Source organism: Curtobacterium poinsettiae, assembly GCF_047226435.1.
In the GTDB taxonomy this organism is placed as follows: domain Bacteria; phylum Actinomycetota; class Actinomycetes; order Actinomycetales; family Microbacteriaceae; genus Curtobacterium; species Curtobacterium poinsettiae.
Map to the genome: position 1 here is coordinate 2900243 of NZ_CP178434.1, position 24367 is coordinate 2924609.

Below are 24367 nucleotides of genomic sequence, written 5' to 3' on the forward strand. Positions count from 1 at the left end.
GGACCGCATCTCCTACGCTGACCCCATGACGCCACAGTCGGAGCCCCTCGCCCGGAAACGCATCGGGCTCGTCGGCGCGGGCGGCATCTCCGTCGCGCACCTGCCCGGGCTGCTCCGCCTGGGCGATGTGGTGGTGCACGCTCGCGAGGGCGCCCACGAACTCGTCGACGCCTTCGCCGACACCGCCCGTGCCGAGGGCAGCACGATCACCGTCGCCGACAGCCTCGACGAGCTCCTCGCCGCGGTCGACGTCGTCGACGTCGTGGTCCCGACGCACGCCCACGCCGAGGTGGTCCGCGCGGCGATCGCGGCCGGCAAGGACGTCGTCTCCGAGAAGCCCCTGGCCCGGACCGACGCGGACGCGGCGGACCTGGCGGCCCGCGCTGCGGACGCGGGCGTCCAGCTCTACCCGGCCCAGGTGGTGCGCTGGTTCCCCGCGTACGCGCGCCTGCACGAGGCCGCGACCACGGGCCTCCTGGGCGACCTGGCGGTGTTGCGGTTCTCGCGATCCGGCGCCTTCCCCACCCACGTCCCCTGGTTCGGCGACCGCGCGCTGTCGGGCGGGATCGTGATGGACCAGATGATCCACGACCTGGACATCGCGCGCTGGGTGGCGGGCGAGGTGACCCGGGTGTCGGCGGTGAGCGTCCGCGCGGGGTCCGAGGCGGAGCCGGTCGAGGCGGCGCACGTCCTGCTCACGCACGAGTCGGGCGCAATCAGCCACGTCGCCGGGCTGTGGGGGCCGCAGCACCTGGCCTTCACGACGGAGTACTCGGTGACGGGGACGCTCGGCAGCCTGTCGCACTCCTCCCGGGCCGAGGAGGACACCCGGAGCGACCTGGCGGCGCCGGCGTCCGTCGACGGTTTCCTGCCGCCGGTGGACCCGGCCGCCGACCCGTACGCGCTGGAGCTCACCGACTTCCTCGCAGCGTTCGACGGCGGTCGGCCACCCCGGGTCACCGTCGACGACGGCGTCGCCGCGGTGCGGATCGCGAACGCGGCGATCGAGTCGATCGAGTCCGGCCAGCCGGTCGAGGTCGCACGGTGACGCTCCGGATCGGGGTGCTCTCGTTCGCCCACACGCACGCCATCAGCTACCTCGGTGTTCTGGCGGCCATGCCCGATGTCGAGGTGCGCGGCACGGACCCGGGCGGGGTGTCCACGGGGACGGAACTCGGCGACCTGCGCGGAGCCGAACTGGCACGCGCGCTCGGCGCCGGGTACGCGGACTCGGTCGACGAGCTGCTCGCCTGGGGCCCGGACGCGGTGATCGTCACGAGCGAGAACGCCCGGCACCGCGAGTTCGTCGAGCTCGCGGCGGCAGCGGGGGCACACGTGCTCTGCGAGAAGCCGCTCGCGACCTCGTGGCAGGACGGCCTCGCCATCCGCGATGCCGTGGACCGCGCCGGGGTGCTGCTGATGATGGCGTTCCCGGTGCGCTTCGCCTCGGCGTTCGACCGGCTGCGGGCGACGCGGGACTCGGGCGCACTCGGCACGGTGTTCTCGGTGCGGGGCGCGAACAACGGCATGCTGCCGCTCGCCCGCGACTGGTTCACCGACGTCCGGCTGAGCGGAGGCGGCGCCCTCGTCGACCACGTCGTGCACGTCGCCGACCTGATCGACGGGCTGACCGGAGCGACGCCGGTGTCCGTCACCGCCGTCGCGAACCAGGTGCTGCACGCCGACCGAGCGAACGCCGAGACCGCGGGCCTGGTGACCATCACGTACGACGACGGCACCATCGCGGCGATCGACTGCTCGTGGAGCCGACCGGACACGTCGCCGGTGTGGGGCGGCTTGACGCTCGACGTCGCCGGGACGGGCGGCACGGTGTCGGTGGACTTCTTCGGGGCGGCTGCTCGCGGGCTCGACGCCGTGGGCGGCCGGCCGATCGAGCTCCGGTACGGGCCCGACCACGACGTGCCGATGCTCCGGACGTTCCTGGCGGCCGTGGCGTCCGGGGAGCAGCCGCAGCCGGACGTCGGGGTCGGCCTGCGGACGCTGTCGATCGTGCTGGCGGCGCAGGAGTCGGTGCGGACGCGCCGGACGGTCGCGGTGCAGGCCGCGGGCTAGCCCCGCACCACACCGCGCCACCGTCGCCGCACGCCGCCCCACCCCTGCCCGCCGCCGCGCTACGCTCGTCCCGATGCGCGCAACCGTGCGGGACGTGGCTGCCCTCGCCGGGGTGTCCCCGAAGACCGTCTCCAACGTCGTCAACGGCGGCGTCGTCGTGCGCCCGGAGACCCGTGAACGCGTCGAGCGCGCGATCGCCGAGCTCGACTACGTGCCGAACCTGTCCGCCCGCGGGCTGCGGAACGGCCGCTCCGGAGCGATCGCGCTGACGCTGCCGGAGATGGGCAGCGCCTACTCCGCCGAACTCGCGCAGTCGTTCGTGGAACTCGCCCGCGAACGCGGCTGGGTCCTGCAGCTCGAGCAGACCGGCAACGACCCGACTCTCGAACACGAACTGGTGTCCCGCGCCCGCGCACACCTGGTGGACGGACTGATCCTCAACCCGGTGTCGCTCAGCGCGAGTGTCCTGGCCTCGACCGAGGGGCTGCCGCCGACCGTCGTCATCGGCGAGGTCGAGCCCGAGCACGTCGACCAGGTGCACGTCGACAGCCGTGCGGCGGCCGACCAGGTCACCGCACACCTCATCGCCCGCGGGCACCGGCGCATCGCGATCGTCGGCGCGTCAGCGGAGGGGGCTGCGACGGCGACGAGCGAGCTCCGCGAACACGGGTACACCGCAGCGCTCACCGCAGCAGGCATCACACCCGACCCGTCGCTCCGCGTCCCGCTGCCGGCGTGGACCACGAGCGCCGCGGCGACGACCTTCGCGGCCTGGCTCGACGAGCACCCCCTGCCCGACGCCGTCTTCGCCTTCACCGACTCGATCGCGTTCGGGGTGCTGCACGTGCTCGCCGCCCGCGGGGTCCCGGTGCCCGAGCAGGTCAGCGTCATCGGGTTCGACGACGTCGAGGCTGCCGCGTACGCGATCCCGTCGCTCAGCACGGTGTCGTTCGACCGTCGGGCCTTCGCGACGGCGGCACTCGACCTGCTGACCCGGCGGATCGCGGACCGCGGGGTCGCGCCGGAGACCGTCGTCGTGCCGCACCGGATCGTCGAGCGCGCGAGCGTCGCTGCCCGCTGAGCGCGTCGGCCGAGTCTCGGCCCGGCGGACAGTCGGCGCCGTCGGAACAGCGAGAACTGTCCGTCAGGCCGAGTCTCGGCCGGAACAGCCGTCAGCCGCAGCCGCCAGCACCGCCGACCGCGTCCGCGCATCGCCGAGGATCCGGAAGTGCCCGCCCACCGGCAACCGCACGTTCGTCGCGCCCTGCAGTTCGCTGCCCTCCGGGATGAGCGTGTCGAACACCCCGTACACCGACGTGATCCGCGCGTTGGCATCGAGTTCCCGCGCCAGTCCCGCCAGCACCGGGTCCGCCGCCCGGAACGCCCGCAGGTGCGGCACCGGCGCCAACCGCGCGTAGACCGACCCCGCGAAGGGCGTCGACACCGCGACCATCCGGTCGATCCGCTCGTGCTGGTCGAGCTGCGTCATCGCGTACTTGCCGATCAACCCGCCCTTGCTGTGCGCGAGCACGAGCACGTTCCGCAGGTCCTGTTGCTGCAGGTACGCCATCACCGCACGCGCCGAGTCCGGCACGGGTCGCAGGTTGTGCCGCAGGACCGGCAGCACGTGCACCGGGTGTCCCCGGTCGTGGAGCGCGTCCATCAGCGGCCGCATGAAGTGCCAGGTCTCGTAGACGCCGGGGACCACGACGACGGGCTGCCCGTCGCCGGTCCGGTAGTCGTCCGCGGTGGTCGGGCCGAGGCTCCGGACCTGCCACCGGGCCGCGTACCCCCAGTCGAGTGCGGCCCAGCAGGCACGCCGAACCAGCGGGACACGGCCTGGAGGCCCGGATCGCGTCGTCCGCGCCGCCTCGGTCCCCGACGTGGCCGGCCGGGTCATCGGAGTCCCTCCAGGCGCTCGGCGCTGCGGAACGTCTCGAGGAGTCGTGCGAGCGCGTCCGGCTGCCGTTCCTGCACGTGGTGCGGCCCCGCCAGTTCCACGAAGGTGCCGTCCGGCGCAGCGGCCGCGAGCCGGGCCGACCAGTCGTGCCGCGCGATGGGGTCCTGGGTGCCGCGGACGACGAGGACGGGCTGCGTGACCTCGGTGATCGTCTGCTCGGTCGGGTAGCGGAGCATCGGCCCGAGCTCGCGCAGGTACTGGCGCATGCTCCGGAGGTAGTCGGTGACCAGGACCGTGTTCATCCGGACCCCCTCGACGAAGCCGTCGCGGCCCAGGTCGAGCGCCTGCATCGGGAGCGATCGCCGCTCGGCGTCGATCACCGGACCGACGAGCACGATCGCCGTGACGGCGTCGGGGTGACGGCGGGCGGACTCGATGACGACCTGCGTGCCCATCGACTGCCCGACGAGCACCAGGTCATCGTCGACCAGGTGTCGGACGGCCCGCACCACCACGTCGCCGAGCTCTTCAATCGACAGCCGCCGACCGGCCGCGGGCAACCAGCCGAACCCCGGCAGGTCGACGCTGATCGTGTGGTGCTCGGCGGCGACGGCGCGCTGCGACCGGGCGAAGGACCGGTGTGACATCCCGATGCCGTGGACGAACACGACGGTGGGGTCGGCCTCGTCGCGGAGCGGCCCGCGCGACGGCATGGTGTGCAGGCGCACGGGCAGCCCGTCGATCCGGACGGTCTCCACAGCAGCGCGCACGAGCCGAGGCTACGCGGCGGTTCGCAGCACCGGGTCAGCCTGGTCATCGGCTGCCCACAGCCGGGCCGTGTGGAGTGCTGGCATGAGCGACACCACTCCCACCCACGGCCACGAACCGGACGGCTCCGTCCCGGCGAACCGGGCGACGACGCCGACCGGCTGGGACGCCACCCCGACGTCGACCGCCACGCTCGACGGGCCCGCGCTCGCGCAACAACAGCCGCCGCAGCAGCAGCCGCAGCAGCAGCAGCCGTACCGCGCCGACACCGGAGCCTGGAACCCCGGCGCCCCGAACGGCACCACCCCCTGGTACGGAGCCGGAACCACGGGCGACCGCCGGAGCACCGGCCCGAAGCCCCCGTGGTTCTGGCCGGTGCTCGCCGCCGTCGTCGCACTCGCAGCGCTGCTCGTCGGTGGCGGCGTCGGGTTCGCCGTCGGCCACGCGATCGGCGCCGATCGGTCACAGTCCACGACCCGGGTGCCGGGCACGGACCGGTTCCCGGGCAACGGCACCGGGAGCTGACCAGCGCGTACGATCCGGACCATGCGGAAGACCACTGCCGGTCTGTTCACGTCGGTCGACGGCGTCGTGCAGGACCCCTACGAGTTCCAGTACGACAGCTTCGACGCCGAGCTCGGTGCCGCGATGGGTGCCTTCACGGCCCGCACCGACACCGTGCTGCTCGGCCGGAACAGCTACCTCGAGTGGTCCGAGTGGTGGCCAGCCCACCCGGAGGACCCCTTCGGGCAGTGGATCAACCCGATCGAGAAGCACGTGGCCTCCACCACGCTCGGCGACGACCTGACCTGGCAGAACAGCACCCGGATCCCGGGCGACGTCCCCGCGTTCGTCCGCGACCTGCAGCAGCGCGACGGAGCCGACATCGCCGTGTGCGGCAGTGTCACGCTCGTCCGCAGCCTGCTGTTCGCCGGGGTCCTCGACGAACTGCAGCTCATGATCCACCCGGCGATCGCCGGCCGTGGCCGGCGGCTCTTCGAGCCGACCGACCCGCCCACGCGCCTGCGTCTGGTCGACAGCACCGTGACGAGCAAGGGGAACGTGCTGAACACCTACGGGCGGTTCGACGCCTGACGGACCCACCACGGGCCTCCCGGCCCCTGCCCGTCATGCGCCCTGCCGAACCGCGCGTACCCTCGTGGGTGACCACACGCACCCGAGGAACACCGGAGCAAGCATGACCCAGGACACCCGCCCGCACGTCGTCATCGTCGGCGGTGGATTCGCCGGTGTGGCCGCCATGCGGGAGCTCGCCGACGCGCCGGTCCGGGTGACCCTGGTCGACCGCCACGTCTACAACATGTTCCAGCCCCTGATGTACCAGGTGGCGACGGGCGGCCTGAACGCCGGCGACGTGACGTACTTCCTGCGCTCGCTCCGTGCCCGGCAGTCGAACGCGGAGTTCCGCCACGGCCTGCTCACCGGCATCCGCACCGACGAGCGCATCGCCGAGATGTCCGACGGCGAACACCTGCACTACGACTACCTGATCCTCGCCAACGGCGTGAACACGAGCTACTTCGGCACCCCCGGCGCGTACGAGTACGCGTACTCGATGTACTCCCGCTCGCAGGCGCTCCGCATCCGCGACGAGCTGTTCACCCGACTCGAAGAGGCGGCGGCGAACCAGGGCCCCGACGAGATCCGCATCGTCATCGTCGGCGGCGGCGCGACCGGCGTCGAGATGGCCGGCGCGCTCGCCGAGCTCCGTGACCAGGCCCTCGTCGGCGCGTACCCGGAGATCGAGCGGGGCAACATCTCCATCACGCTCGTGCACCGCAGTGGTGAGCTGCTCAAGCCGTTCGCCCCGCGCCTGCGTCGCTACGCCGCCAAGGTGCTGCGGAAGCGCGGTGTCGTGCTCCGGCTGAACACGGGCGTCTCCGAGGTCAAGCCCGACGGCGTGATGACCGCGGACGGCGAGTTCATCCCCGCGTCGCAGGTCGTCTGGGCGACCGGTGTCGCCGCCCACAAGGAGGTCTCCGGCTGGGGCCTGCCGCAGACCCACGGGGGCCGCATCCAGGTGAACGACGACCTGAGCGTGAAGGGCGCCGAGCGCATCTTCTCCGCCGGCGACATCGCCGCGCAGGACGACGCCCTCGCCCAGCTCGCCCAGCCCGCACTGCAGGGCGGCCGGCACTCGGCTCGGCAGATCGTGCGCCTGCTCGAGGGCAAGGCCACCGAGCGCTTCAAGTACTTCGACAAGGGCACCATGGCGACGATCGGCACGAACGCCGCGGTCGCCCAGCTGCGCGGCGGGATCACGATGGTCGGCCCGGTCGCCTGGCTCGCCTGGGTGTTCGTGCACATCACGAGCCTGCTCGGCGCCGGCAACCGGATGTCGACCCTGACGCACTTCTTCGTCCGCTACGTGTGGTTCATGCGGAAGCGCTCGATCCCGATCGTCGGCGACGTCCGCCCGGTGCGCCCGAACGGCGACCGCGAGCCGGACCCCTGGCAGCTGCAGAAGGCCGAGTAGCCGCCGAGTCCACTCGCGCGCTCGCGCGCTCGCTTCGTGAGCAGGAACGGTCGGGTCCGCACGTCGGACCCGACCGTTCCTGCTCACGGTGTGCGTGCGGTGGACGCTGGGCGCGACGGTCTGGAGGCGCGGTGCGGGCTGGCCACGGGCCTCCCGGCCGACGCGTGGTGCGCGGGGCTGGCGCCGACGCGGAACGACCATGTCGCCGTCGTACGACAGCGACATGGTCGCTGTGCGCGCAGCGCGACGGTCCGCACGTTCGGCGTCGACACTGACGAGCCTGGTACACCCCGCTCGTTGAGCCTCCTCTTACCCGCGAGAGGCACCCTGGTCGGCGACACGCAACCGAGCAGCGCGCGGAGGGACCATGGCGACGACGACGCTGACGCACGCGCCGACGGACGCGCCGACATCGGCGCGACCGCAGCACCGCACGGCCGCCCCGGCACGCGCCGGAACCGGTGCGCCCGAGGCTCCGCCGCCCCCGCTGACGCACCGTGCGCCCGCGCTCGACGGACTCCGGACGCTCGCCATCCTGGTCGTCGTCCTGTACCACCTGCACGTGCCGCAGTTCGAGGGCGGCTTCATCGGGGTCACGGTCTTCTTCGTGCTCTCCGGGTTCCTCATCACGACGCTGCTGCTCGGCGAACGGCGCCGCACCGGGCGGGTGCGCCTCGGCTCGTTCTGGGTGAAGCGGCTGCTGCGCCTGTACCCGGCGCTGCTGGCGCTCGTCGTGGTCGGGCTGCTGCTCTGGAACTGGGCCGGTGACTACAAGGGCGCGTCACTGCACTCCGGCGAAGCGGCGTTCATCGCGCTGACCTACACGGGCAACCTGTTCCGCGCCTTCTGGGACACCTCGCAGGGCGTCTTCGCGCACACGTGGAGCCTGTCGATGGAGGAGCAGTTCTACCTGGTGTGGCCTCCGGTCCTGGTGCTGCTGGCCGCGCTCAGGGTGCGGCGTCGCTGGCTCCTCGCGGGGCTCGGCGTCCTGGTCGTCGGGGCGTCGGCGGTGTCGTGGGCGAGCTACCGGACCCCGAGCGGCGGGACCACGCCCGACGTCTACTTCTCGCCCGTGCTCGGGGTGGTGCCGCTCGCGATCGGCTGCGGACTCGCCCTGCTGCTCGACGACGAACGCGTGCGGGTGCGGGCCGCCGGGGTCCTGGGGCACCTGGCGACCTGGGTCGGCCTCGTGCTGCTGGTCGCGGTGCTGCTCGGCATCGACGACGACTGGACCGAGCACGCGTCGACGTTCGGGATCGTGCTGCCGGCGACCGGACTGGTCTCGGCGGTGGCGATCGGCGGCCTGGTCTCGGTCCGGTCCCCCGTGTCCGCGGCCCTGGGGTGGACGCCGGTGTCGTGGTTCGGCCGCCGGGTGTCGTACTCGGCGTACCTCTGGCACCCGCTGGTGATCGCGCTGCTCGGCACCTTCGCGATCGGCCCCTGGGGCACGGTCGGCCTGGTCGGCGCCGTGGTGATCGTGTCGATCGGTGCCGCGTACGCCGTCGAGGTGCCCGTCGAGCGGTTCCGCGCGCGGGCTCGTGCGGCACGCAGCGCATCCGCGCCGATGCCTGCGGCCGCACCTGTGCGTGCGCCCGCGCCCGCGCCGTCGAGTGAGCAGAAGACGCCGGGTACGGCGCGCTGACCCGACGTCTTCTGCTCACTGAGTGCCCCGGCGCACGCCGACCGTAGGCTCGCCCCCGTGCACTCGGAACGGACGGACGTCCTCGTCGTCGGCGGCGGACCCGTCGGGCTGTTCGTGGCGGCGCTCCTCGCGGCGCGGGGCGTCGACGTCCGGGTGTGGGAACGCCGCGCGGAGCCGCCGACCGGTTCGCGGGCCATCGGCATCCACCCGCCGTCCCTCGACGCGTTCGCCGCGATCGGCCTGGACACCGCGGTGCTCGCCGAGGCGTCGCTCGTCCGTGCAGGGGTGGCCAGGAGCCGCGGTCGGACCCTCGGCACGCTGCGCTTCGACCGGGCTTCGCCGACCCACCCGTACGTGGCGACCCTCGACCAGCACCGCACCGAGTCCCTGCTCCGCGACCGGCTCCACACCGGTGCGCCGGAGGCCCTGCGTACCGGGACCGCCCTGACCGCCCTCACCCGGCACACCGACCACGTCGATGCCACCGGGACCGGGCCGGACGGCGACGTGGTGACGGTCCGTGCGGCCTTCGTCGTCGGTGCGGACGGCGCTCGGAGCGTCGTCCGTGACCTGCTCGGCATCGGAACGACCGGGCGCGAGTACCCGGACCGCTACGTGATGGGCGACTTCGCCGACCCCGAGGCTCCGTCGGCCCGGTCCGCCGCGCTGGTCGACGTGGGCCCGGACGGCGTGGTCGAGTCCTTCCCGCTGCCGGGCGCGCGTCGCCGGTACGTGGCACTGGTGCCGGACGACGCAGCGTTCGCCGCAGCGGAACGCGGCGCGACGGGCGACCCGGACCCCGCGCTCGTCGCCCGTCTCGCGGCCCTCGTCGCGGAGCGCACCGGTGTCGTCCCCGACCCGGCGACCTGCTCGATGACCAGCGGCTTCCGGGTGCGTCGCCGCACAGCCGACCGCGTCGGTGCCGGCCGGGTCGTGCTCGTCGGCGACGCCGCCCACGAGATCAGCCCGATCGGCGGGCAGGGCATGAACCTCGGGTGGCTCGACGCCGCCGAGTTGGCGCCGCTGCTCGCCGGAGCGGTCCGCACCGGCACGGCCGGGCCGTGGCCGGGCTACGCCGCCCGCCGCCAGGCAGCCGCCCGTCGTGCGGCTCGCCAGGCCGAGGCGAACATGGCGCTCGGTCGTCCGCTCGGCCCCGTCAGCACGACCGGACGGGAGGCGCTGCTCCGGACCGCCCTGTCGCTGCCGACCGCGCACGGCTTGGCCCGGCTCTACGCGATGCGCTGGGCCTGACGGCTGACGTCAGGCGACGAGTCGCGCGCCCGCGAAGCCGAGCTCGACGACGAGCACGAGCGACGACGCGATGACCAGCCGGAACAGGGTGCGCGACGCCCGTCCCGCGAGCACCAGCCGCACGCCGACGACGGCGAGGACGAGCACCACGACGGCACCGAGGAGCGCGAGCACGATCCCGACGCCCCGCACCGGGTCGTCACCGAGCACCTGTCCGCCGAGCACCAGGGCGGCCGCGACGACGAGCGAGGCGAACGCGACGATCCCCGCGCCGCGGAGCCCGAGCCGGTGCGGGAACCCCCGGACACCGGTGGCGGCGTCGTCGACCAGGTCGGGCAGCACGTTGGTGCAGTGGATCGCGATGCCGAAGACGGCCCCCGTCGCGATCGCCCACCACGTCGGCCACTGTCCCTCGGGCCCGGCCGCGACGGACACGACGGGCAACAGCCCGAAGGCGACGATGAACGGCGCCACCGACCACACCGAACGCTTCAGGCCGGCGTCGTAGGCCCACCCGGCGGCGACCAGCACGAGGTGCGCGACCGCGGCGACCGGCCCGAGGAACAGCGAGAGCACCATGGCGATCCCGGCGGTGACGTACGCAGCGGTACGGACGGTGCCGACGGCGATGAGGCCGCGGGCCACGGGCTTGTCGCGCCGTCCGACGGCCCGGTCGCGGTCCGCGTCGATCCAGTCGTTCGCCAGCCCGATGGACAGCTGCCCGGCGACGACCGTCAGCGCCACCAGGGCCACGAGCCACACCGGGTGTCCGACGGCGGCGGCGACCACCGCGGCGAGGACGGTCACGGTGACGGTCGGCCCGGGGTGCGACGACGCGAAGAGCAGTCGTGCGGTCGACGGGGCGCTGCTGGCGGTCACCCGGTCAGCGTACGGATCGCTCCTGCGCGGTCGTGGGGCCGGTCACGGGACCGCGGTCACCTCGACGCCGAAGCGGTCGACGAGCTCGCGCTTGAGCACCTTGCCGCTCGGGCCGAGCGGCAGCGCGTCGAGGACGTGCACGACCCGGGGGTACTTGTACGCGGCGATCTCGGCGGCGACGAAGTCGACCAGGACCTGCGGCTCGACGGTCGCGCCGGAGCGCAGCACCACCGCCGCCTCGATCTCCTGCCCGTGCACCGCGTGCGGCACGCCGAACACCGCGGCCATCGCCACGTCGGGGTGGGTGGCGAGCACCTCCTCGACCTGGCGGGGGTACACGTTGTAGCCGTTGCGGATGATCATGTCCTTGGTGCGGTCGACGATCGTCAGGTAGCCGTCGTCGTCCTTCGTGCCCAGGTCGCCGGTGCGGAACCACCCGTCGACGATGGCCTCTGCGGTGTCCTCGGGCCGGTCGAGGTACCCGTTCATCAGGTTGTGGCCGCGGATCACGAGCTCGCCGATCGCACCGTGCGGCAGCATGACGATCGCGTCGCGGACCTCGGGGTCGGCGATCTCGACGTCGACGCCCCACACCGGCGTGCCGATCGTGCCGGGCCGCGGCGGCTGTCCGACGTGGTTGAAGGTGGCGACCGGCGAGGTCTCGGTCAGGCCGTACCCCTCGTGGATCGGGGCGTCGAAGACCTGCTCGAACCGCTCGAGCACCGCCAGCGGCAGCGAGGCACCACCGGAGATCGCGTACCGGAGCGTCGGACGGGCCTCGGACCGGGTCGCGGCGTCGAGCAGCGCCATGTACATCGTCGGGACGCCCATGAAGATGCCGCAGCCGTGCTCGACCATCGCGGCGAGCGCCGAGTCGCCGTCGAACTTCGGCAGCATGACCAGCGTCGCGCCGGCGCGGAACCCGGTGTTCATCGTGCAGGTCTGCCCGAACGTGTGGAACAGCGGCAGCGCGCCGAGCAGGACGTCGCCGCGGTGCATGTCGAACGTGGTCATCAGGTTGGTGTTGACCTGTTCGAGCAGTGCGAAGTGCGACCCCTCGGCGCCCTTGGGCTGGCCGGTGGTGCCGCTCGTGTACAGGATGGTCGCGGTGTCGAACGGGTGCCTGGGGACGTAGGTGTCGAGCGGTTCGCTCTGCGCGGCCAGGGCCTCGAGCCGGTCGGGGCCGGCCGCGGACTGGTCGCCGGTTGGCGCCGGGGCGAGCACGGTCACCACGTCGACCCCGGCCAGCTCGGCGCCGGCAGCACCTTCGCCGAGCAGCGGTGCGGCGCAGACGAGCAACGTGGCCCCGCTGTCGCGCAGGACGTACTCGATCTCGCGGCGTTTCAGCAGGGCGTGCACGGGCACGGCCACCGCGCCGAGGGCGAGGGTGGCGTAGTAGACGCGGGGGAAGTCCGCGACGTTCGGCACGAGCATCGCGACCTTCGACCCCTCGGTGACGCCCCGCGCACGGAGCGCTCCGGCGTAGGACAGGGTCTGGGCCCACAGCTCGGCGTAGGTGGTGCGGACGTCGCCGACGATGACGGCGACGTCGTCGGGGTACCGTGCCGCCGACTCGGCGAGGATCGCTGCGACCGATGCGGTCGCGCGGGTGGTGTGGGTGTCGTGCATGCCGGTCTCCGTCGTCGTCGACGACCTCGTCGTCGTCGCAGCCGATCCTACGGCTCGTCCTGCCGCGTCGCGCGTGCCCCGACGACACCCGTCCGGGGCGGTCGCCACACGGGTGTCCGGTCAGGCAGCGGTCGGCGCGGGGACCTTCCGGCACACCAGGACCCCGGACGCCAGGGCGATCCCGAGCAGCACGACGAGTCCGCCGACGGGTTCGTTCCACCGCACCCGCTCCCCGAGCACGAGCACCCCGAGCGCCACCCCGACCACCGGCGTCAGGTAGGTGACGGTGGAGGCGCGACCAGCGCCCCACGCCTGCACGAGCCGCGTGTTCCAGGCGTAGGCCAGCCCCGTGCCGACGCAACCGAGCGCGATCATCGCGGCCACGATCCTCCCGTCCAGCTCGACCGGACCGGTCGCGATGACGGGCGCGACCAGCAGCAGCATCCCGGAGGCCAGCGTCAGCTGGACCGTCGCCAGCGTGACCGGGTCGTACGCACTCGCCACGGCCACCCGCCGCAGGTAGGCGAGCCCGATGCCGTAGGACGCGGTCATGCCGAGCAGTGCGACCTGCCCCGGCACGCTCGCCAGGACCTCGGGGTCGGTCAGGACGTCCCACGGGCCGACCAGCACGAGCACCCCGACGATGCCGAGCACGATCCCGAGCACCTGCCGTCCGCGCAGGCGTTCGGACGGCACGAGCACCGCGAGCGCGGCCAGCGTCATGATCGGGGTCGTCGCGTTGTAGATGCTCGCGAGGCCGGACGGCACCGTCTGCTCCGCCCACGCCATCAGTGACGACGGCACCGCGTTGAGGAACACCGCGACGACCGCCAGGTGCGCCCAGGTCCGCGGTTCCCGGGGCCAGCGCCGACGGGTCGCCAGGAGCACCACGACGAGCGTCACCCCACCGAGCACGGTCCGCACGGTGGCGACCTGCTGCGGGGCGAGACCGTCGAGGCCGATCTTCGCGAAGAGGAAGCTCGAGCCCCAGGTCAGTGCGACGAGGACGTAGAGGAGGGCGTTCACGTGGCCTAGTGTCGGACCACCGAGCGACATGCGGCAAACGCATGTCGCTCATGCCCACATGAGGAGGACGCATGACCGTCTCGGTCCAGCAACTGCGCGCGTTCGTCGCCACGCTCGACGCCGGGTCCTTCACCGCCGCGGCCGTCGCCCTGGGCGTCGGCCAGTCCGCGGTGTCGCACGCCGTCGCGGGGCTCGAGCGCGAGGTCGGCGGCTCCGTCGTGCACCGCGGCGCGGTCGCCGCCCCCACCCCGCTCGGCGACCGCCTGCTGGCCCACGCCCGCAGCGTGCTCGCCTCGGTCGAAGCCCTGGAGGCGGTGGTCCGGCCCGGCACGGCGCGCGGCACCGTGCGCCTCGCCGCCGTCCCCACCGTCTGCCAGGGACTGCTGCCGCGGCTCCGCGAGCTGTGGGCGGTGACCCTGCCGGACGTCGACGTGCAGGTCTACGAGGGGGACGACGACGAGATGCCGGAGTGGCTCGAGGCCGGCACCGTCGACGCCGCCGTGCTCGTCGACCCGTCGCCGGTGCCGGACGGCGGCGTGGTCGTCGCGCGGGACGAGATGGCCGCCGTGATCCGCCGCGACCACCCCCTCGCCGAGCTGCCAGCACTCACCCTCGACGACCTGCACGAGGACGGCCTGGTGGCGGGCGGCGGCGGGTGCGAGTACCAGGTCCAGAAGCTCCACGAACTCGACGGCCGGCCGTTCCGGTACGCCCACCGGGTGCGCGAGATGAGCACGATGTTCGGGATGATCCAGCGGGGCGAGGGCGTGTCGATCGTGCCGACCCTGGGCCGCGGGATGCTGCCGCCGGACCTCGTGATGATCCCGATGGCCCGGCGGCTCGAGCGCACCCTGGTGCTGAGCGGGCCGTCGTCCCGTGCGTGGCACCCCCTGGCGCGGGCGCTGGTCGACGCGGTCTGAGGCGGGCGGGCGGGTCGCCGGTCGAGCGGCTCCGGCAGCTCCGGCAGCTCCGGCAGCTCCGACCTTCGGCGGATCCGCTCGTCGACGCGGCTCCCTAGGCTCGGGGCATGACCTCGACCGCGCTCCCCGCCGTGCCCCTCGGGCAGCGTGTGTGGTCCCAGACGTGGCGCGTGGCCGTCGCGGCGCTGACCGGGCTGTTCACCGCCGGTCTGGTGTGGCCGACGACGGACACCCGCGGCTGGAGCGACCTGCATGTCGGCGCCCTGATCCTCGGGGACATGGGAGCGGGCCTGGTCGCCCTCGTCCTGCTGCCGTTCCGGCACCGGGCACCGCTCGTGGTCACGGTCGTCATCGGTGCCCTCAGCTCGGTGTCGACGCTGGCGGTCGGGTCGGCCGCGATCGCGACGGTCTCGCTCGCCACCCGGCGCCGTGCCGTCGAGATCGCCGTCGTCGGTGCGGTGCTGCTCGGCGCCACCGTGCTATACGACGTCGTCCTGGCCCCCGACCAATCCGTGCCGTTCTGGCAGATCGTGCTCGCAGGCACCGTCAGCATCGCCCTGCTCGTCGCGATCGGCATCGGGATCGGGCAGCGCCGGGCGCTCCTGCTCTCCCTGCGCGAGCGCGCGGACCTGCTCGAGCGCGACCAGCAGCTGCGCGAGGACCGCGCCCGCGAGCAGGAACGCGCCCACATCGCCCGCGAGATGCACGACGTCCTGGGCCACCGGCTCTCCCTCGTCGCGCTGCACGCCGGCGCACTCGAGTACCGCGGCCCGGGGCTCACCCCGGACGAGACCGCCGCAGCGGCCGGGGTCGTGCGGGCCGAGGCGCACTCCGCGCTCACCGACCTGCGCGACGTGCTCGGGGTGCTGCGCGACCCGGCCGCGAACGCCGGCGACGAGGTGACCGGCACCGCGCCTCCGCAGCCGACACTCGTCGACCTGCCCGCCCTGCTCGACCAGGCCCGTTCCGGGGGCGCGACCGTCCGGGCGCGCGTCGACTCCGACGCCGCGGCGGTGCCGACTGCCGTCGGGCGACATGCGTACCGCATCGTGCAGGAGACGCTGACGAACGTCCGTCGGCACGCCCCCGGACAGCCCGTCGACGTGGTCGTCGAGACCGTCGGCGGTCCGGCGATCCGGGTGGTGGTGTCGAACACGCTGACCGACGAGCCAGCGCGCACGAACGCCGACGCCGCCGGGCAGCGTGCCGGGCACGCCGCCGGCTCCGTCGCGGGGCACGGTCTGCGCGGGCTCGCCGAACGCGCCCGACTCGTCGGCGGGAGCTTCCGTGCCGGCAGCGACGACGGACGCGTGCACGTGGTCGAGGCGGTGCTGCCGTGGACGCCGTGACCGCTCCCGTCCGGGTCGTCCTGGTCGACGACGACCAGCTCGTCCGCGTCGGGCTCCGCATGCTGCTCAGCGGCGACGACGGTCTGGTGGTCGTGGGCGAAGCGGGCGACGGGCTCGAAGCCGAGGGCGTCATCGCCGCGACCGCGCCCGACGTCGTGCTCATGGACATCCGGATGCCCCGGTGCGACGGACTCGTCGCCACCGAACGCGAACTGCGACGGCGGCCCGACCTGGCCGTCCTGGTGCTGACCACGTTCGAGGGGGACGACCTCGTGCTCGGAGCGCTGCAGGCCGGCGCCCGTGGGTTCCTGCTCAAGGACACCCCGCCGCACGAACTCGTGCAGGCCGTACGGACCGTGGCGTCCGGGCGCTCGATCCTGTCCCCCTCGGTGCTCGACCGGGTGATCGCGTTCGCCGCCGGGCCACGCTCGGGCCCCGCGGCCGGTGGAACGGGCGGCGCTGCTGCGGACGGTGCCGAGGAACGTCGACTGCTCGCCCTGCTGACCGAGCGCGAGCGCGAGGTCGCGCTCGCCGTGGCCAACGGGGCGTCGAACGCGCAGATCGCCGCCGAGCTGTACGTGGGCCTGGCCACCGTGAAGACGCACGTCGGGCACGTGTACGAGAAGTTCGGCGTCGAGAACCGGGTGCAGCTCGCGCTCGTCGTGCACGCCGCGCGGCGGGGTGGGACGGGGTGGGGACAGCCCACCGGGTGACCGGGTGAGCGTCGTCTGAACGGTCGGCGGTGTCCGCTCGGCAGGATGGACCGATGGCCGAGACGCACGTGAAGACGTTCACCACCGCGGACGAAGCGGCAGCCGAGGCCGCAGGGCTCGCCTGGCTCGCCGAGGCCGAGGACGCCGGCGGCACCCGCTTCGCCCGCGTGCTCGGGCGCCCGAGTCCGACCGTGCTCGACCTCGAACTGATCTCCGACGGCTCCCCCACCACCGCCCAGGCCGAGCGGTTCGGCCGATCGCTCGCCCACACGCACGCCGCCGGTGCCGACCACTGGGGCGCACCTCCCACCGGCTGGACCCGAGGAGCGGCGCTGCGGATGGGCCGTTCGCGCACGCCGTTCGTCGCAGCCGAACAGGCACCGGCGACCTGGGGCGAGTTCTTCGCCGAGTACCGGATCTTGGACTTCGTCCGCCGGATCGTCGACGCCGGCGGGTTCGACCATGCCGAGGCCGCCGTGTTCGAGCGGGTCGCGTCGCGGGTACAGGACGGCACCCTCGGTTCACCGCAGCCCGCGCTCGTCGGGGACCGCCCCGCTCGCCTGCACGGTGACCTGTGGGCCGGCAACGTCCTCTGGCCGACGGACTCGTCCGAACCCACCGGCGCCGTGCTCATCGACCCGATCGCGCACGGCGGGCACGCGGAGACCGACCTGGCGCTGCTCGGGCTGTTCGGGCTGCCCCGGCTCGAGACGGTGCTCGCCGCCTACGACCGGGAGTCACGGCTGGCCGACGGCTGGCAGGAGCGCGTCGAGCTCCACCAGCTCGCGCCGCTGCTGCTGCACGTGTTCCTGTTCGGCGGCTCGTACACCGGGGCCGCGCTCCGGGCGGCGCAGCGGTACGCCTGACCCCTCGCACCGTGCGGCCTCGCTCACCCCGTGCGAGGTTGCCCGCCCCGGTGCCAGCGGCGCACCGTGCGGCCTCGCTCACATCGTGCGAGGTTGCCCACCCGGGTGCCGGCGCCGCACCGTGCACCCTCGCTCACCCCGTGCGAGGTTGCCCACCCCGTGCAGCGCTACAACCGCGCACCGAGCAGGCGACCCCGCACGGACCGGACGACAGCGCACCGTGCGCCCGCGCCGCCCGCGCTCTCCCCGCCGGCCAACCTCGCACCGTGCGTCCTTAGCTCGCCCACAGCCGGCACAGTGCAGCAGTCGGGGAACGCCCCGGATGCTCATCGACATGACCACCTACCCGGTACCCGTGACCGACCGACGCGACCCCGCGCGCAGTGCCGCGCGGGATCGGCGCCGCCCGCCCCTCGCCCGGCTGTTCCTCGGCGAGCGCGAGGACGCCCGCTGGCTCCGGCCCGCGTTCTGGGCGCTCCTCACCGTGACCGCCGTGGTGTACCTGTGGGACCTCAGCGTCTCCGGGTACGCCAACAGCTTCTACGCCGCCGCCGTGCAGGCCGGCACGAAGTCGTGGGAGGCGTTCTTCTTCGGCTCCCTCGACTCGTCGAACTTCATCACCGTCGACAAACCACCCGCCTCACTCTGGGTGATGGTGCTGTCGGCCCGGCTGTTCGGCTTCTCGAGCACCAGTCTGCTGCTCCCCCAGGCGCTGATGGCCGTCGGTTCCGTCGCCCTGGTCTGGGGCACGGTCCGCCGCACCCTGGCCCGACTCGGTGCCACCACCGCGAACGTCGGCGCCCTGCTCGCGGGCTTCGTCGTCACAGCGACCCCGGCAGCGGCCCTGATGTTCCGCTTCGACAACCCGGACGCCCTGCTCGTCCTGCTGATGACCGCCGGCGCGTACTGCACGGTGCGGGCGCTGCCGAAGGGCAGCTGGAGGTGGATCGCGCTCGCCGGGGTCGCCCTGGGCTTCGCGTTCCTGACGAAGATGCTGCAGGGCCTGCTCGTCCTGCCCGCCTTCGGCCTCGTGTACCTGTTCGCCGCCCGCACCGGGTGGGGCCGGCGGGTGATCGGCCTGGTCGTCGCCGCCGGCTCCCTCGTGGTGGCCGCCGGCTGGTGGGTCGTCGCCGTGTGGCTCTGGCCCGCCGAGTCCCGCCCGTACATCGGCGGCTCGACGAACAACACCGTCCTCGACCTGGTGTTCGGCTACAACGGCCTCGGTCGGATCTTCGGCGGCTCGGGCAACGGTGGCGGAGGCGGCGGCATGACCGGCGGTACCGCGGGTGGCTCCTTCGGTGGCTCGACGGGCCTGAACCGGCTGTTCTCGTCCGAGATGGGGCTCGAGATCTCGTGGCTCCTGCCCGCGGCGCTCATCGCCCTGGTCGTCGGCCTGGTCGTCATCGGCCGCCGGCACCTGGCCGACCCCGCCCGTGCCGGGCTCGTCCTGTGGGGCGGGTGGCTCCTGGTCACCGGCCTGGTGTTCTCGTACATGTCCGGCACGATCCACCCGTACTACACGGTCGCCCTCGCCCCGGCCATCGCCGGACTCGTCGGAACCGGCGGCGCCCTGCTCTGGCACGCACGAGCCCGTTTCCTCGGCCGCCTCGGCCTCGCCGCGATGATCGGCGTCACCGCGTTCTGGGGCTGGTGCCTGCTGAACGAGAACCCGACGTGGCTGCCGTGGCTCCGCTGGGTGATGCTCGCCGGTGGGCTGCTGTCCGCGGCACTGATCGTCATCGGCAGTGTGCCGTCGCTGCGCAGGCTCGTCACGGTCGGCGTCCTCGCCGGCACCCTGTTCGGGCTGTCCGGCACCACCGCCTACGCCCTCGCCACGACGACCGTCGCGCACTCCGGTTCGATCCCGAGCGTCGGTCCGGCGGGCAGCAGCTCCGGTGGGACGGGCGGCGGTGGCACCGGTGGCATGCCGGGAGGCACGGATGGACCGGGTGGACCGGCCTCCGGTTCCGACCACGGCGGCTCCGACAGCACGTCCGACTCCCAGCAGGGTCCCGGCGGGACCCCGCCGGAGGGCGCTTCCGGCGAGGCGCCGGAAGGCGCCACCGGGCAGGCACCGGGCGGTACGACGGAGGGATCCGACGGCGCGGGCTCCGAGGCGGGGTCGGGCACGGGCCTCCAGGCCGGGGGTGGTGGCACAGGCGGCGGCACGTCGACCTCGTCGGCGCTGCGGAAGCTGCTCGAGGCATCCGACGCGAAGTGGGCGGCCGCGGTGAACGGATCGCAGTCGGCCGCGCAGCTCGAACTCGACACCGACACCGCCGTGATGGCGATCGGCGGTTGGTCGAGCGACCCGGCTCCGACGCTCGCGCAGTTCAAGGCCGCCGTCGCCGACGGCGACATCGGGTACTACGTCTCGTCCGGTTCCCGCGGCGGGATGGGCGGCGGGTCGTCCACCGCGTCGGCGATCCAGGAGTGGGTCGCGGCGAACTACGGGTCGACGACGGTCGGCGGCCAGACCGTCTACGACCTGAGCAGCACGGAGTGACCGGCGACGGGGGCGCGGTGGATAGGCTCCGGGACATGCCCGGCCACCCGCTGCAGCACACCGACGGCTCCCCCGTCCGCGCCCTCGTCGTCGACGACGAGCACGCCCTGGCCGATGCCGTCGCCCTGGCGTTCGCGGGCGACGGCTGGGCGGTGCGGTCCGTGCACCGTGGTCGCGACGTGCTGTTCGCGGCCCGGGAGTTCCAGCCCGACGTCATCGTGCTCGACGTGATGCTGCCCGACATCGACGGGTTCGAGGTGCTCGAACGGCTCCGCGACGCCCGCGACGGCGTCCGGGTGCTGTTCCTCACCGCACGCGACGCCCCCGAGGACCGGCTCGCCGGGCTGACCGGCGGCGGCGACGACTACCTGACCAAGCCCTTCGGCATCGAGGAGCTGCTCGTCCGTGCGCGGATCCTGGCGCGTACCTCGGCCAGGGTCGCCGCAGCCGGGGCGAGCACCGAGCTCGTGGTCGGCGACCTGCGGCTCGACGAGGACGCCCGCACGGTCAGCCGCGACGGGGACCCGATCGAACTCACGCCGACCGAGTACGAACTGCTGCGGCACCTGGCACGGAACGCCAACCGGGTGCTGTCCCGCGAGCAGCTGCTGGCGAGCGTGTGGGGCATGGACTTCGGCACGTCGTCGAACCTGGTGGACATGTACGTGTCGTACCTGCGGAAGAAGCTCGACGTCGGGCGCGAGCCGATGCTGCAGACCGTCCGCGGGGCGGGGTACGTGTTGCGGCCGACGACGTGAGCCGATCGGCGAGGGTGATCCGGGCCTCTCCCCACCGTCACGGCCGCCCCGGCGCCGGACGGGTGCCGTCGTTGCGGTGGCGGGTCGTGGCGGCCGTCGCGCTGTTGCTCGTGGCGACGAACGTCGTCGTGGGGGCGGTGACCGTCGTCGCGTTCCGGGGGTACCTGGTCGACCGGCTGGACGCGGAACTGTCGACGGCCGCGAACCGGACCGTCGGCGGACGGGACGGCGCGGACACGCCCACCGGACCGCCGCCCGGGTCGTCGTCCTCGTCGTCATCCTCGTCGTCGTCGGATCGTCCGGATCCCGACAACGCCTTCATCGGTGCACCCGGGCAGTCCGCCGGCACGGTCGTCGCGATCGTGCGGGACGGCACCGTCGTGCTCGGCGGGTACACCGACAGCGACGGAGACCAGCACGGGCTGGCGTCGGCGCAACGGAAGACGCTCACCGCGGTCGACATCGGCGCGGACCCCGCGACGATCGACCTCGGACCCCTCGGCGCCTACCGGGTGCAGGCGGTCGGGCACGACGGCGACGTGTTCGTCACGGCCCTGCCGCTCGGCGACCTGAACGCCGCGATCGCGCGCCTGCTGCTCGTGATCGGGATCGTCACGGTGCTCGGCCTGGTGGTCGCCGCCTGGGCACTCGCGCTGCTCGTGCGACGGTCCCTGCGACCGCTCGAGCGCGTCGCGTCCGTGGCCTCGGACGTCACGGCACTCGACCTGGAGCGCGGCGACACGGACATCCCCGTGCGGGTCGCCGACGCCGACCTGACAGCCAACCGCGAGGTCGGCCAGGTCGGCACCGCACTGAACCGCCTGCTCGGCCACGTCGCCCGGGCCCTGACGGTCCGACGCGACGCCGAGGCGGGCATGCGCACCTTCGTCGCCGACGCGTCGCACGAACTCCGCACGCCGATCGCGACCGTGCGCGCCTACGCCGAGCTGACCGCGGGCTCGTCGGACCTCGACGCCATCCACCGGAACGTCGACCGGATCGGGCAGGAGGCCCTCCGGATGGGCGAGCTCGTCGACGAGCTGCTGCTGCTCGCGCGGCTCGACGCCTCGGCCCTCGGCACCGCGCCACCGATCGTGCCCGAGCCCGTCGACCTCACCTCGCTCGTCGTCGAGGCCACGATGGACGCCCGCGCCACCGCGCCGGAGCACCGGTGGACGCTGCAGGTCGTCGACGACCACCCGCTCGTGGTGCCCGGGGACACCGCACGACTGCGCCGCGTGGTGACGAACCTGCTCGCGAACGCGCGGACGCACACACCCGTCGGCACGACCGTGGTGGTGTCGTTGCAGGCGTTGGACGGCGTCGACGAGGGCCACGGGGCCGGTGGCTCCGTGGCGCGCTTCGTCGTGGCGAACGACGGGCCGCCGATCCCCACGGAGACCCTGCCCACCCTGTTCGACCGCTTCACCAGGGGCGAGGCCTCGCGGACGCGTTCGCCGGGGCAGGGGACGAGTGGCCTCGGGCTCGCGATCGTCCGAGCGGTGGTCCTGGCGCACGGCGGCAGCGTCCGGGTCTCGTCGGAGCCGGGGCGGACGGCGTTCACGGTGGACCTGCCTGCCGCTGCCGTCGGCGTGGGCGTGGGCACGGGCACGGGGCCGGGCACGGGCACGGGGCCGGGGCCGGGCACGGGGTCGCATACTGGTCGGAGAACGTCGGACGAGGAGGCCCCGTGACGAACGCGTACGACAAGCTGCCCGGCCGTCCGGACCCCGCCGACCTGGTGGTCGAGGTCCCGGCGTTCGAGGACGACCGGCCCCAACCCGAGCCCGCACCGCCCGCCGCGGCGCCGGAGCTCGTGGCCGCGACCGAGTTCGCACGGTCATCGCACGCAGCCCCCACGATCCGCCGGACGCAGATGCGGGCGGGCGTGTGGATCGCGGGCGTCCCGATCGCAGCGCTCGTGGTCGTCGCGATCGTGCAGATCCTGCTGCCCCGCTGAACCGCTCGTCAGGCGCTCGGACGCGTGCTCACGCGCCCGCGACACCTCACGCACCACTGGCCGCGTGCGGTGTCGTTGAGCACGAAAGTCGTGCGCGGTCCGGATCGTCAGACGATCGACCAACGTCGAACCCGATCGCGTGCATCCGTGGCGGAGCGCCCGCAGGCTGGGTCTTGTCCGAGCAAGACGACCCGAACGGGTCACCACTGCAGAGATGGGAAACACGATCATGAACTCGTTCAAGCGCAAGTCCGTGAAGCTCCTCGCCGGCACCGCCCTCGGTGGCGCCGTCATCGCCGGGGCGTTCGTCGCAGCCCCTGCGCAGGCCGCCGAGCCCGCGCCCAGCACCTCGTCGTCCGTCGGGGGCAGCGTCAACGTCAACCTCGACCCGGTCGCGATCGTCAACGCGATCAAGGACGCCGTCAACGACCAGAGCGACCGCGGCGGTGCCGTGCAGGCGGCACTCGACGTCGGGTACTGGAACGCCGGCAACCCCGACCGCCTCACCGTCGCGGTGGTCAACAAGAACCAGGACATCACCGTCGAAGGCGACGTCGCGGATGCCCAGTCGATTGACATCAAGGGCGGCAACTACGTCATCTACTGGTTCAAGGGCCCCGGCAAGGTCACCAACAACGGTGACGGCGGCTGGCTGAACTGGGGTGTGTTCGGCAACATCGAGCGCATCGACAACGTCATCCACGTCAACGGCGGCTGACTCCGGCTCCGGCCGACGACGCCCCCTGGGACCCCGGTCTCAGGGGGCGTCGTCGTGCGCCGGCGGTGCTTCGATCCCCAACGGCCGGGTCCCCGCCGCCAGGCCGAGCTGGCGCCGCGACCGGATCCAGCCCCGGACGAAGGCGACCGACACCAGCGCCGTCCGGTTCGGCGCCTTCCACGACTTCATGAGCCGCCCGAGGTGCCAGGCGACGGCCTGCCGGCTGTAGGCGGTCTCCTTGGCGATGGCGTCGTTCGAGAGCCCGCTGGCGGCGAGCGCGAGCATCCGTTCCTCGGTCTCGTCCAGGCCGGGCGCGGACGCGACCAGGTCGATGTCGTCGGTGCCGAGCGGTGCCGCGGCGTCCTCTGACGGACCGCCACGCTGCTGCGCCCAAGCCTCGGCCCAGCAGGAGCCGAGCTCGTGCGCCACGAGCGACGCCCGGCTCATCGCGAGCATCGTCCGCCCCGCGTGGTCGATCGTCGTCGCGTGCTCGCGGGTGGCCGTGTGCATGACGAGCGCGAAGACGCGGATGGCGGGCAGTGCGCCGCGGAGCACGACCGACACGTCGACGTGCGGATCACCGGCACTGGCGGCGGCGACCTCGCGCAGCCGGACGAGGCAGTCGGGGTCGAGCGGCTCACCGTGCTCGACCGCCCGCAGCGCTGCAGGGAGCACGAGCGGGACGATCTGCTCGTAGCGCCGCCGGAGCCAGTCGTGTCCGTCCGGACGGATGCCGTGCAACGGTGGCGCGAGCAGCAGCTCGGTGAACTCGGGGCACCGCTCGTCGAGCGCCAGACCCAGCCGCTCCCCCGGGAGCAGCACGGCCGTCCGTCGTGCGTCGTCGCGCTCGGTCGTCATCGTGCGTCGAACGTATCCGGACAACAGGTGTCGTGTCCGCTGCGTTCACGTGGT

General features: G+C 73.4%; 23 protein-coding genes. 17 read left to right on the forward strand and 6 right to left on the reverse strand.

Going from position 1 to position 24367, the window contains the following annotated elements; genetic code table 11:
* Positions 1-25: 25 nt before the first annotated feature.
* The 3 genes from ACL00U_RS13605 to ACL00U_RS13615 all read left to right on the forward strand — a co-directional run bounded on the left by ACL00U_RS13605 (position 26) and on the right by ACL00U_RS13615 (position 3154).
* On the forward strand, positions 26-1048 hold the full coding sequence (locus tag ACL00U_RS13605; RefSeq protein WP_214533210.1) for a Gfo/Idh/MocA family protein: 1023 nt from the start codon (positions 26-28) through the stop codon (positions 1046-1048).
* Entirely contained in the window at positions 1045-2073 is a 1029-nt protein-coding gene (locus ACL00U_RS13610; RefSeq protein ID WP_262117958.1) for a Gfo/Idh/MocA family protein, read from the forward strand. Before ACL00U_RS13605 ends, ACL00U_RS13610 begins: the two co-directional genes overlap by 4 nt.
* 73 nt (positions 2074-2146) lie before the next feature.
* The gene (locus ACL00U_RS13615; protein WP_262117959.1) at positions 2147-3154 is read left to right on the forward strand and encodes a LacI family DNA-binding transcriptional regulator; all 1008 of its coding nucleotides are present in this window, start codon (positions 2147-2149) and stop codon (positions 3152-3154) included.
* Positions 3155-3217: 63 nt separating this feature from the next.
* Here the strand turns inward: ACL00U_RS13615 and ACL00U_RS13620 are convergent, their stop codons facing one another.
* Positions 3218-3973, reverse strand: a complete 756-nt coding sequence (locus ACL00U_RS13620; protein ID WP_262117960.1) for an esterase/lipase family protein — start codon at positions 3971-3973, stop codon at positions 3218-3220.
* Positions 3970-4743 carry an alpha/beta fold hydrolase gene (locus ACL00U_RS13625; protein ID WP_159556083.1) on the reverse strand — a complete coding sequence of 258 codons (774 nt, stop codon included), beginning with the start codon at positions 4741-4743 and terminating at the stop codon, positions 3970-3972. The genes ACL00U_RS13620 and ACL00U_RS13625 overlap by 4 nt, the downstream gene beginning before the upstream one ends.
* Positions 4744-4825: 82 nt before the next feature.
* Between ACL00U_RS13625 and ACL00U_RS13630 the strand changes: the two genes are divergently transcribed.
* From ACL00U_RS13630 to ACL00U_RS13650, 5 genes are all read left to right on the forward strand, one after another.
* A complete protein-coding gene (locus tag ACL00U_RS13630; RefSeq protein WP_159556084.1) occupies positions 4826-5266 on the forward strand; it encodes a hypothetical protein in 441 nt (146 codons plus the stop codon).
* Between the two features lie 21 nt (positions 5267-5287).
* The gene (locus tag ACL00U_RS13635; protein WP_017886974.1) at positions 5288-5836 is read left to right on the forward strand and encodes a dihydrofolate reductase family protein; all 549 of its coding nucleotides are present in this window, start codon (positions 5288-5290) and stop codon (positions 5834-5836) included.
* Between the two features lie 103 nt (positions 5837-5939).
* Positions 5940-7238: an NAD(P)/FAD-dependent oxidoreductase gene (locus tag ACL00U_RS13640; RefSeq protein ID WP_017886975.1), complete on the forward strand. Its 1299-nt coding sequence runs from the start codon at positions 5940-5942 to the stop codon at positions 7236-7238.
* Between the two features lie 367 nt (positions 7239-7605).
* Positions 7606-8880 (forward strand): acyltransferase family protein, encoded by a 1275-nt coding sequence (locus tag ACL00U_RS13645; protein WP_159556085.1) that lies wholly within the window; start codon positions 7606-7608, stop codon positions 8878-8880.
* Positions 8881-8937: 57 nt separating this feature from the next.
* Entirely contained in the window at positions 8938-10131 is a 1194-nt protein-coding gene (locus ACL00U_RS13650) for an FAD-dependent oxidoreductase (RefSeq protein WP_159556086.1), read from the forward strand.
* Between the two features lie 9 nt (positions 10132-10140).
* Here ACL00U_RS13650 and ACL00U_RS13655 read toward each other — a convergent pair whose 3' ends face one another.
* From ACL00U_RS13655 to ACL00U_RS13665, 3 genes are all read right to left on the reverse strand, one after another.
* Positions 10141-11010 carry a UbiA family prenyltransferase gene (locus tag ACL00U_RS13655; RefSeq protein ID WP_042540242.1) on the reverse strand — a complete coding sequence of 290 codons (870 nt, stop codon included), beginning with the start codon at positions 11008-11010 and terminating at the stop codon, positions 10141-10143.
* Positions 11011-11052: 42 nt separating this feature from the next.
* On the reverse strand, positions 11053-12639 hold the full coding sequence (locus ACL00U_RS13660; protein WP_140448815.1) for a long-chain-fatty-acid--CoA ligase: 1587 nt from the start codon (positions 12637-12639) through the stop codon (positions 11053-11055).
* Positions 12640-12759: 120 nt separating this feature from the next.
* Positions 12760-13665 carry a DMT family transporter gene (locus tag ACL00U_RS13665; RefSeq protein WP_159556088.1) on the reverse strand — a complete coding sequence of 302 codons (906 nt, stop codon included), beginning with the start codon at positions 13663-13665 and terminating at the stop codon, positions 12760-12762.
* A 71-nt stretch (positions 13666-13736) separates the two neighbouring features.
* Here ACL00U_RS13665 and ACL00U_RS13670 point away from each other — a divergent pair, with 71 nt between their 5' ends.
* The 9 genes from ACL00U_RS13670 (at position 13737) to ACL00U_RS13710 (ending at position 23455) form a co-directional block, all read left to right on the forward strand.
* Positions 13737-14585 (forward strand): LysR family transcriptional regulator, encoded by an 849-nt coding sequence (locus ACL00U_RS13670; RefSeq protein ID WP_017885444.1) that lies wholly within the window; start codon positions 13737-13739, stop codon positions 14583-14585.
* 107 nt (positions 14586-14692) lie between these two features.
* Positions 14693-15934, forward strand: coding sequence for a sensor histidine kinase (locus ACL00U_RS13675; RefSeq protein WP_412873500.1), 1242 nt, complete (start codon positions 14693-14695; stop codon positions 15932-15934).
* Complete coding sequence (locus tag ACL00U_RS13680; protein WP_042539892.1) at positions 15922-16647, forward strand: response regulator transcription factor; 726 nt, start codon at positions 15922-15924, stop codon at positions 16645-16647. Before ACL00U_RS13675 ends, ACL00U_RS13680 begins: the two co-directional genes overlap by 13 nt.
* A 53-nt stretch (positions 16648-16700) precedes the next feature.
* Complete coding sequence (locus tag ACL00U_RS13685) at positions 16701-17513, forward strand: fructosamine kinase family protein (protein WP_017885441.1); 813 nt, start codon at positions 16701-16703, stop codon at positions 17511-17513.
* A 334-nt stretch (positions 17514-17847) separates the two neighbouring features.
* Complete coding sequence (locus tag ACL00U_RS13690; protein WP_412873501.1) at positions 17848-20019, forward strand: ArnT family glycosyltransferase; 2172 nt, start codon at positions 17848-17850, stop codon at positions 20017-20019.
* A gap of 35 nt (positions 20020-20054) precedes the next feature.
* On the forward strand, positions 20055-20777 hold the full coding sequence (locus ACL00U_RS13695) for a response regulator transcription factor (RefSeq protein ID WP_284731617.1): 723 nt from the start codon (positions 20055-20057) through the stop codon (positions 20775-20777).
* Positions 20778-20863: 86 nt separating this feature from the next.
* Positions 20864-22471, forward strand: coding sequence for a sensor histidine kinase (locus ACL00U_RS13700; protein ID WP_412873502.1), 1608 nt, complete (start codon positions 20864-20866; stop codon positions 22469-22471).
* Positions 22468-22737 (forward strand): hypothetical protein, encoded by a 270-nt coding sequence (locus tag ACL00U_RS13705; protein WP_017885437.1) that lies wholly within the window; start codon positions 22468-22470, stop codon positions 22735-22737. The genes ACL00U_RS13700 and ACL00U_RS13705 overlap by 4 nt, the downstream gene beginning before the upstream one ends.
* Positions 22738-22951: 214 nt before the next feature.
* Positions 22952-23455, forward strand: coding sequence for a hypothetical protein (locus tag ACL00U_RS13710; RefSeq protein WP_235045642.1), 504 nt, complete (start codon positions 22952-22954; stop codon positions 23453-23455).
* 39 nt (positions 23456-23494) lie between these two features.
* On the opposite strand, the gene ACL00U_RS13715 is transcribed toward ACL00U_RS13710, so the two are convergent.
* Positions 23495-24313 carry a helix-turn-helix transcriptional regulator gene (locus tag ACL00U_RS13715; RefSeq protein WP_031259005.1) on the reverse strand — a complete coding sequence of 273 codons (819 nt, stop codon included), beginning with the start codon at positions 24311-24313 and terminating at the stop codon, positions 23495-23497.
* Positions 24314-24367: the final 54 nt, after the last annotated feature.

Excerpts from the sequence above, each read along its gene's own strand:
- ACL00U_RS13670 (WP_017885444.1), top strand. The coding sequence starts at position 13,737 with ATGACCGTCTCGGTCCAGCAACTGCGCGCGTTCGTCGCCACGCTCGAC.
- ACL00U_RS13635 (WP_017886974.1), top strand. The coding sequence starts at position 5,288 with ATGCGGAAGACCACTGCCGGTCTGTTCACGTCGGTCGACGGCGTCGTG.
- ACL00U_RS13710 (WP_235045642.1), top strand. The coding sequence starts at position 22,952 with ATGGGAAACACGATCATGAACTCGTTCAAGCGCAAGTCCGTGAAGCTC.
- ACL00U_RS13620 (WP_262117960.1), bottom strand. The coding sequence starts at position 3,973 with ATGACCCGGCCGGCCACGTCGGGGACCGAGGCGGCGCGGACGACGCGA.
- ACL00U_RS13660 (WP_140448815.1), bottom strand. The coding sequence starts at position 12,639 with ATGCACGACACCCACACCACCCGCGCGACCGCATCGGTCGCAGCGATC.
- ACL00U_RS13605 (WP_214533210.1), top strand. The coding sequence starts at position 26 with ATGACGCCACAGTCGGAGCCCCTCGCCCGGAAACGCATCGGGCTCGTC.
- ACL00U_RS13715 (WP_031259005.1), bottom strand. The coding sequence starts at position 24,313 with ATGACGACCGAGCGCGACGACGCACGACGGACGGCCGTGCTGCTCCCG.
- ACL00U_RS13645 (WP_159556085.1), top strand. The coding sequence starts at position 7,606 with ATGGCGACGACGACGCTGACGCACGCGCCGACGGACGCGCCGACATCG.
- ACL00U_RS13615 (WP_262117959.1), top strand. The coding sequence starts at position 2,147 with ATGCGCGCAACCGTGCGGGACGTGGCTGCCCTCGCCGGGGTGTCCCCG.
- ACL00U_RS13675 (WP_412873500.1), top strand. The coding sequence starts at position 14,693 with ATGACCTCGACCGCGCTCCCCGCCGTGCCCCTCGGGCAGCGTGTGTGG.
- ACL00U_RS13640 (WP_017886975.1), top strand. The coding sequence starts at position 5,940 with ATGACCCAGGACACCCGCCCGCACGTCGTCATCGTCGGCGGTGGATTC.
- ACL00U_RS13630 (WP_159556084.1), top strand. The coding sequence starts at position 4,826 with ATGAGCGACACCACTCCCACCCACGGCCACGAACCGGACGGCTCCGTC.
- ACL00U_RS13695 (WP_284731617.1), top strand. The coding sequence starts at position 20,055 with ATGCCCGGCCACCCGCTGCAGCACACCGACGGCTCCCCCGTCCGCGCC.
- ACL00U_RS13690 (WP_412873501.1), top strand. The coding sequence starts at position 17,848 with ATGACCACCTACCCGGTACCCGTGACCGACCGACGCGACCCCGCGCGC.
- ACL00U_RS13685 (WP_017885441.1), top strand. The coding sequence starts at position 16,701 with ATGGCCGAGACGCACGTGAAGACGTTCACCACCGCGGACGAAGCGGCA.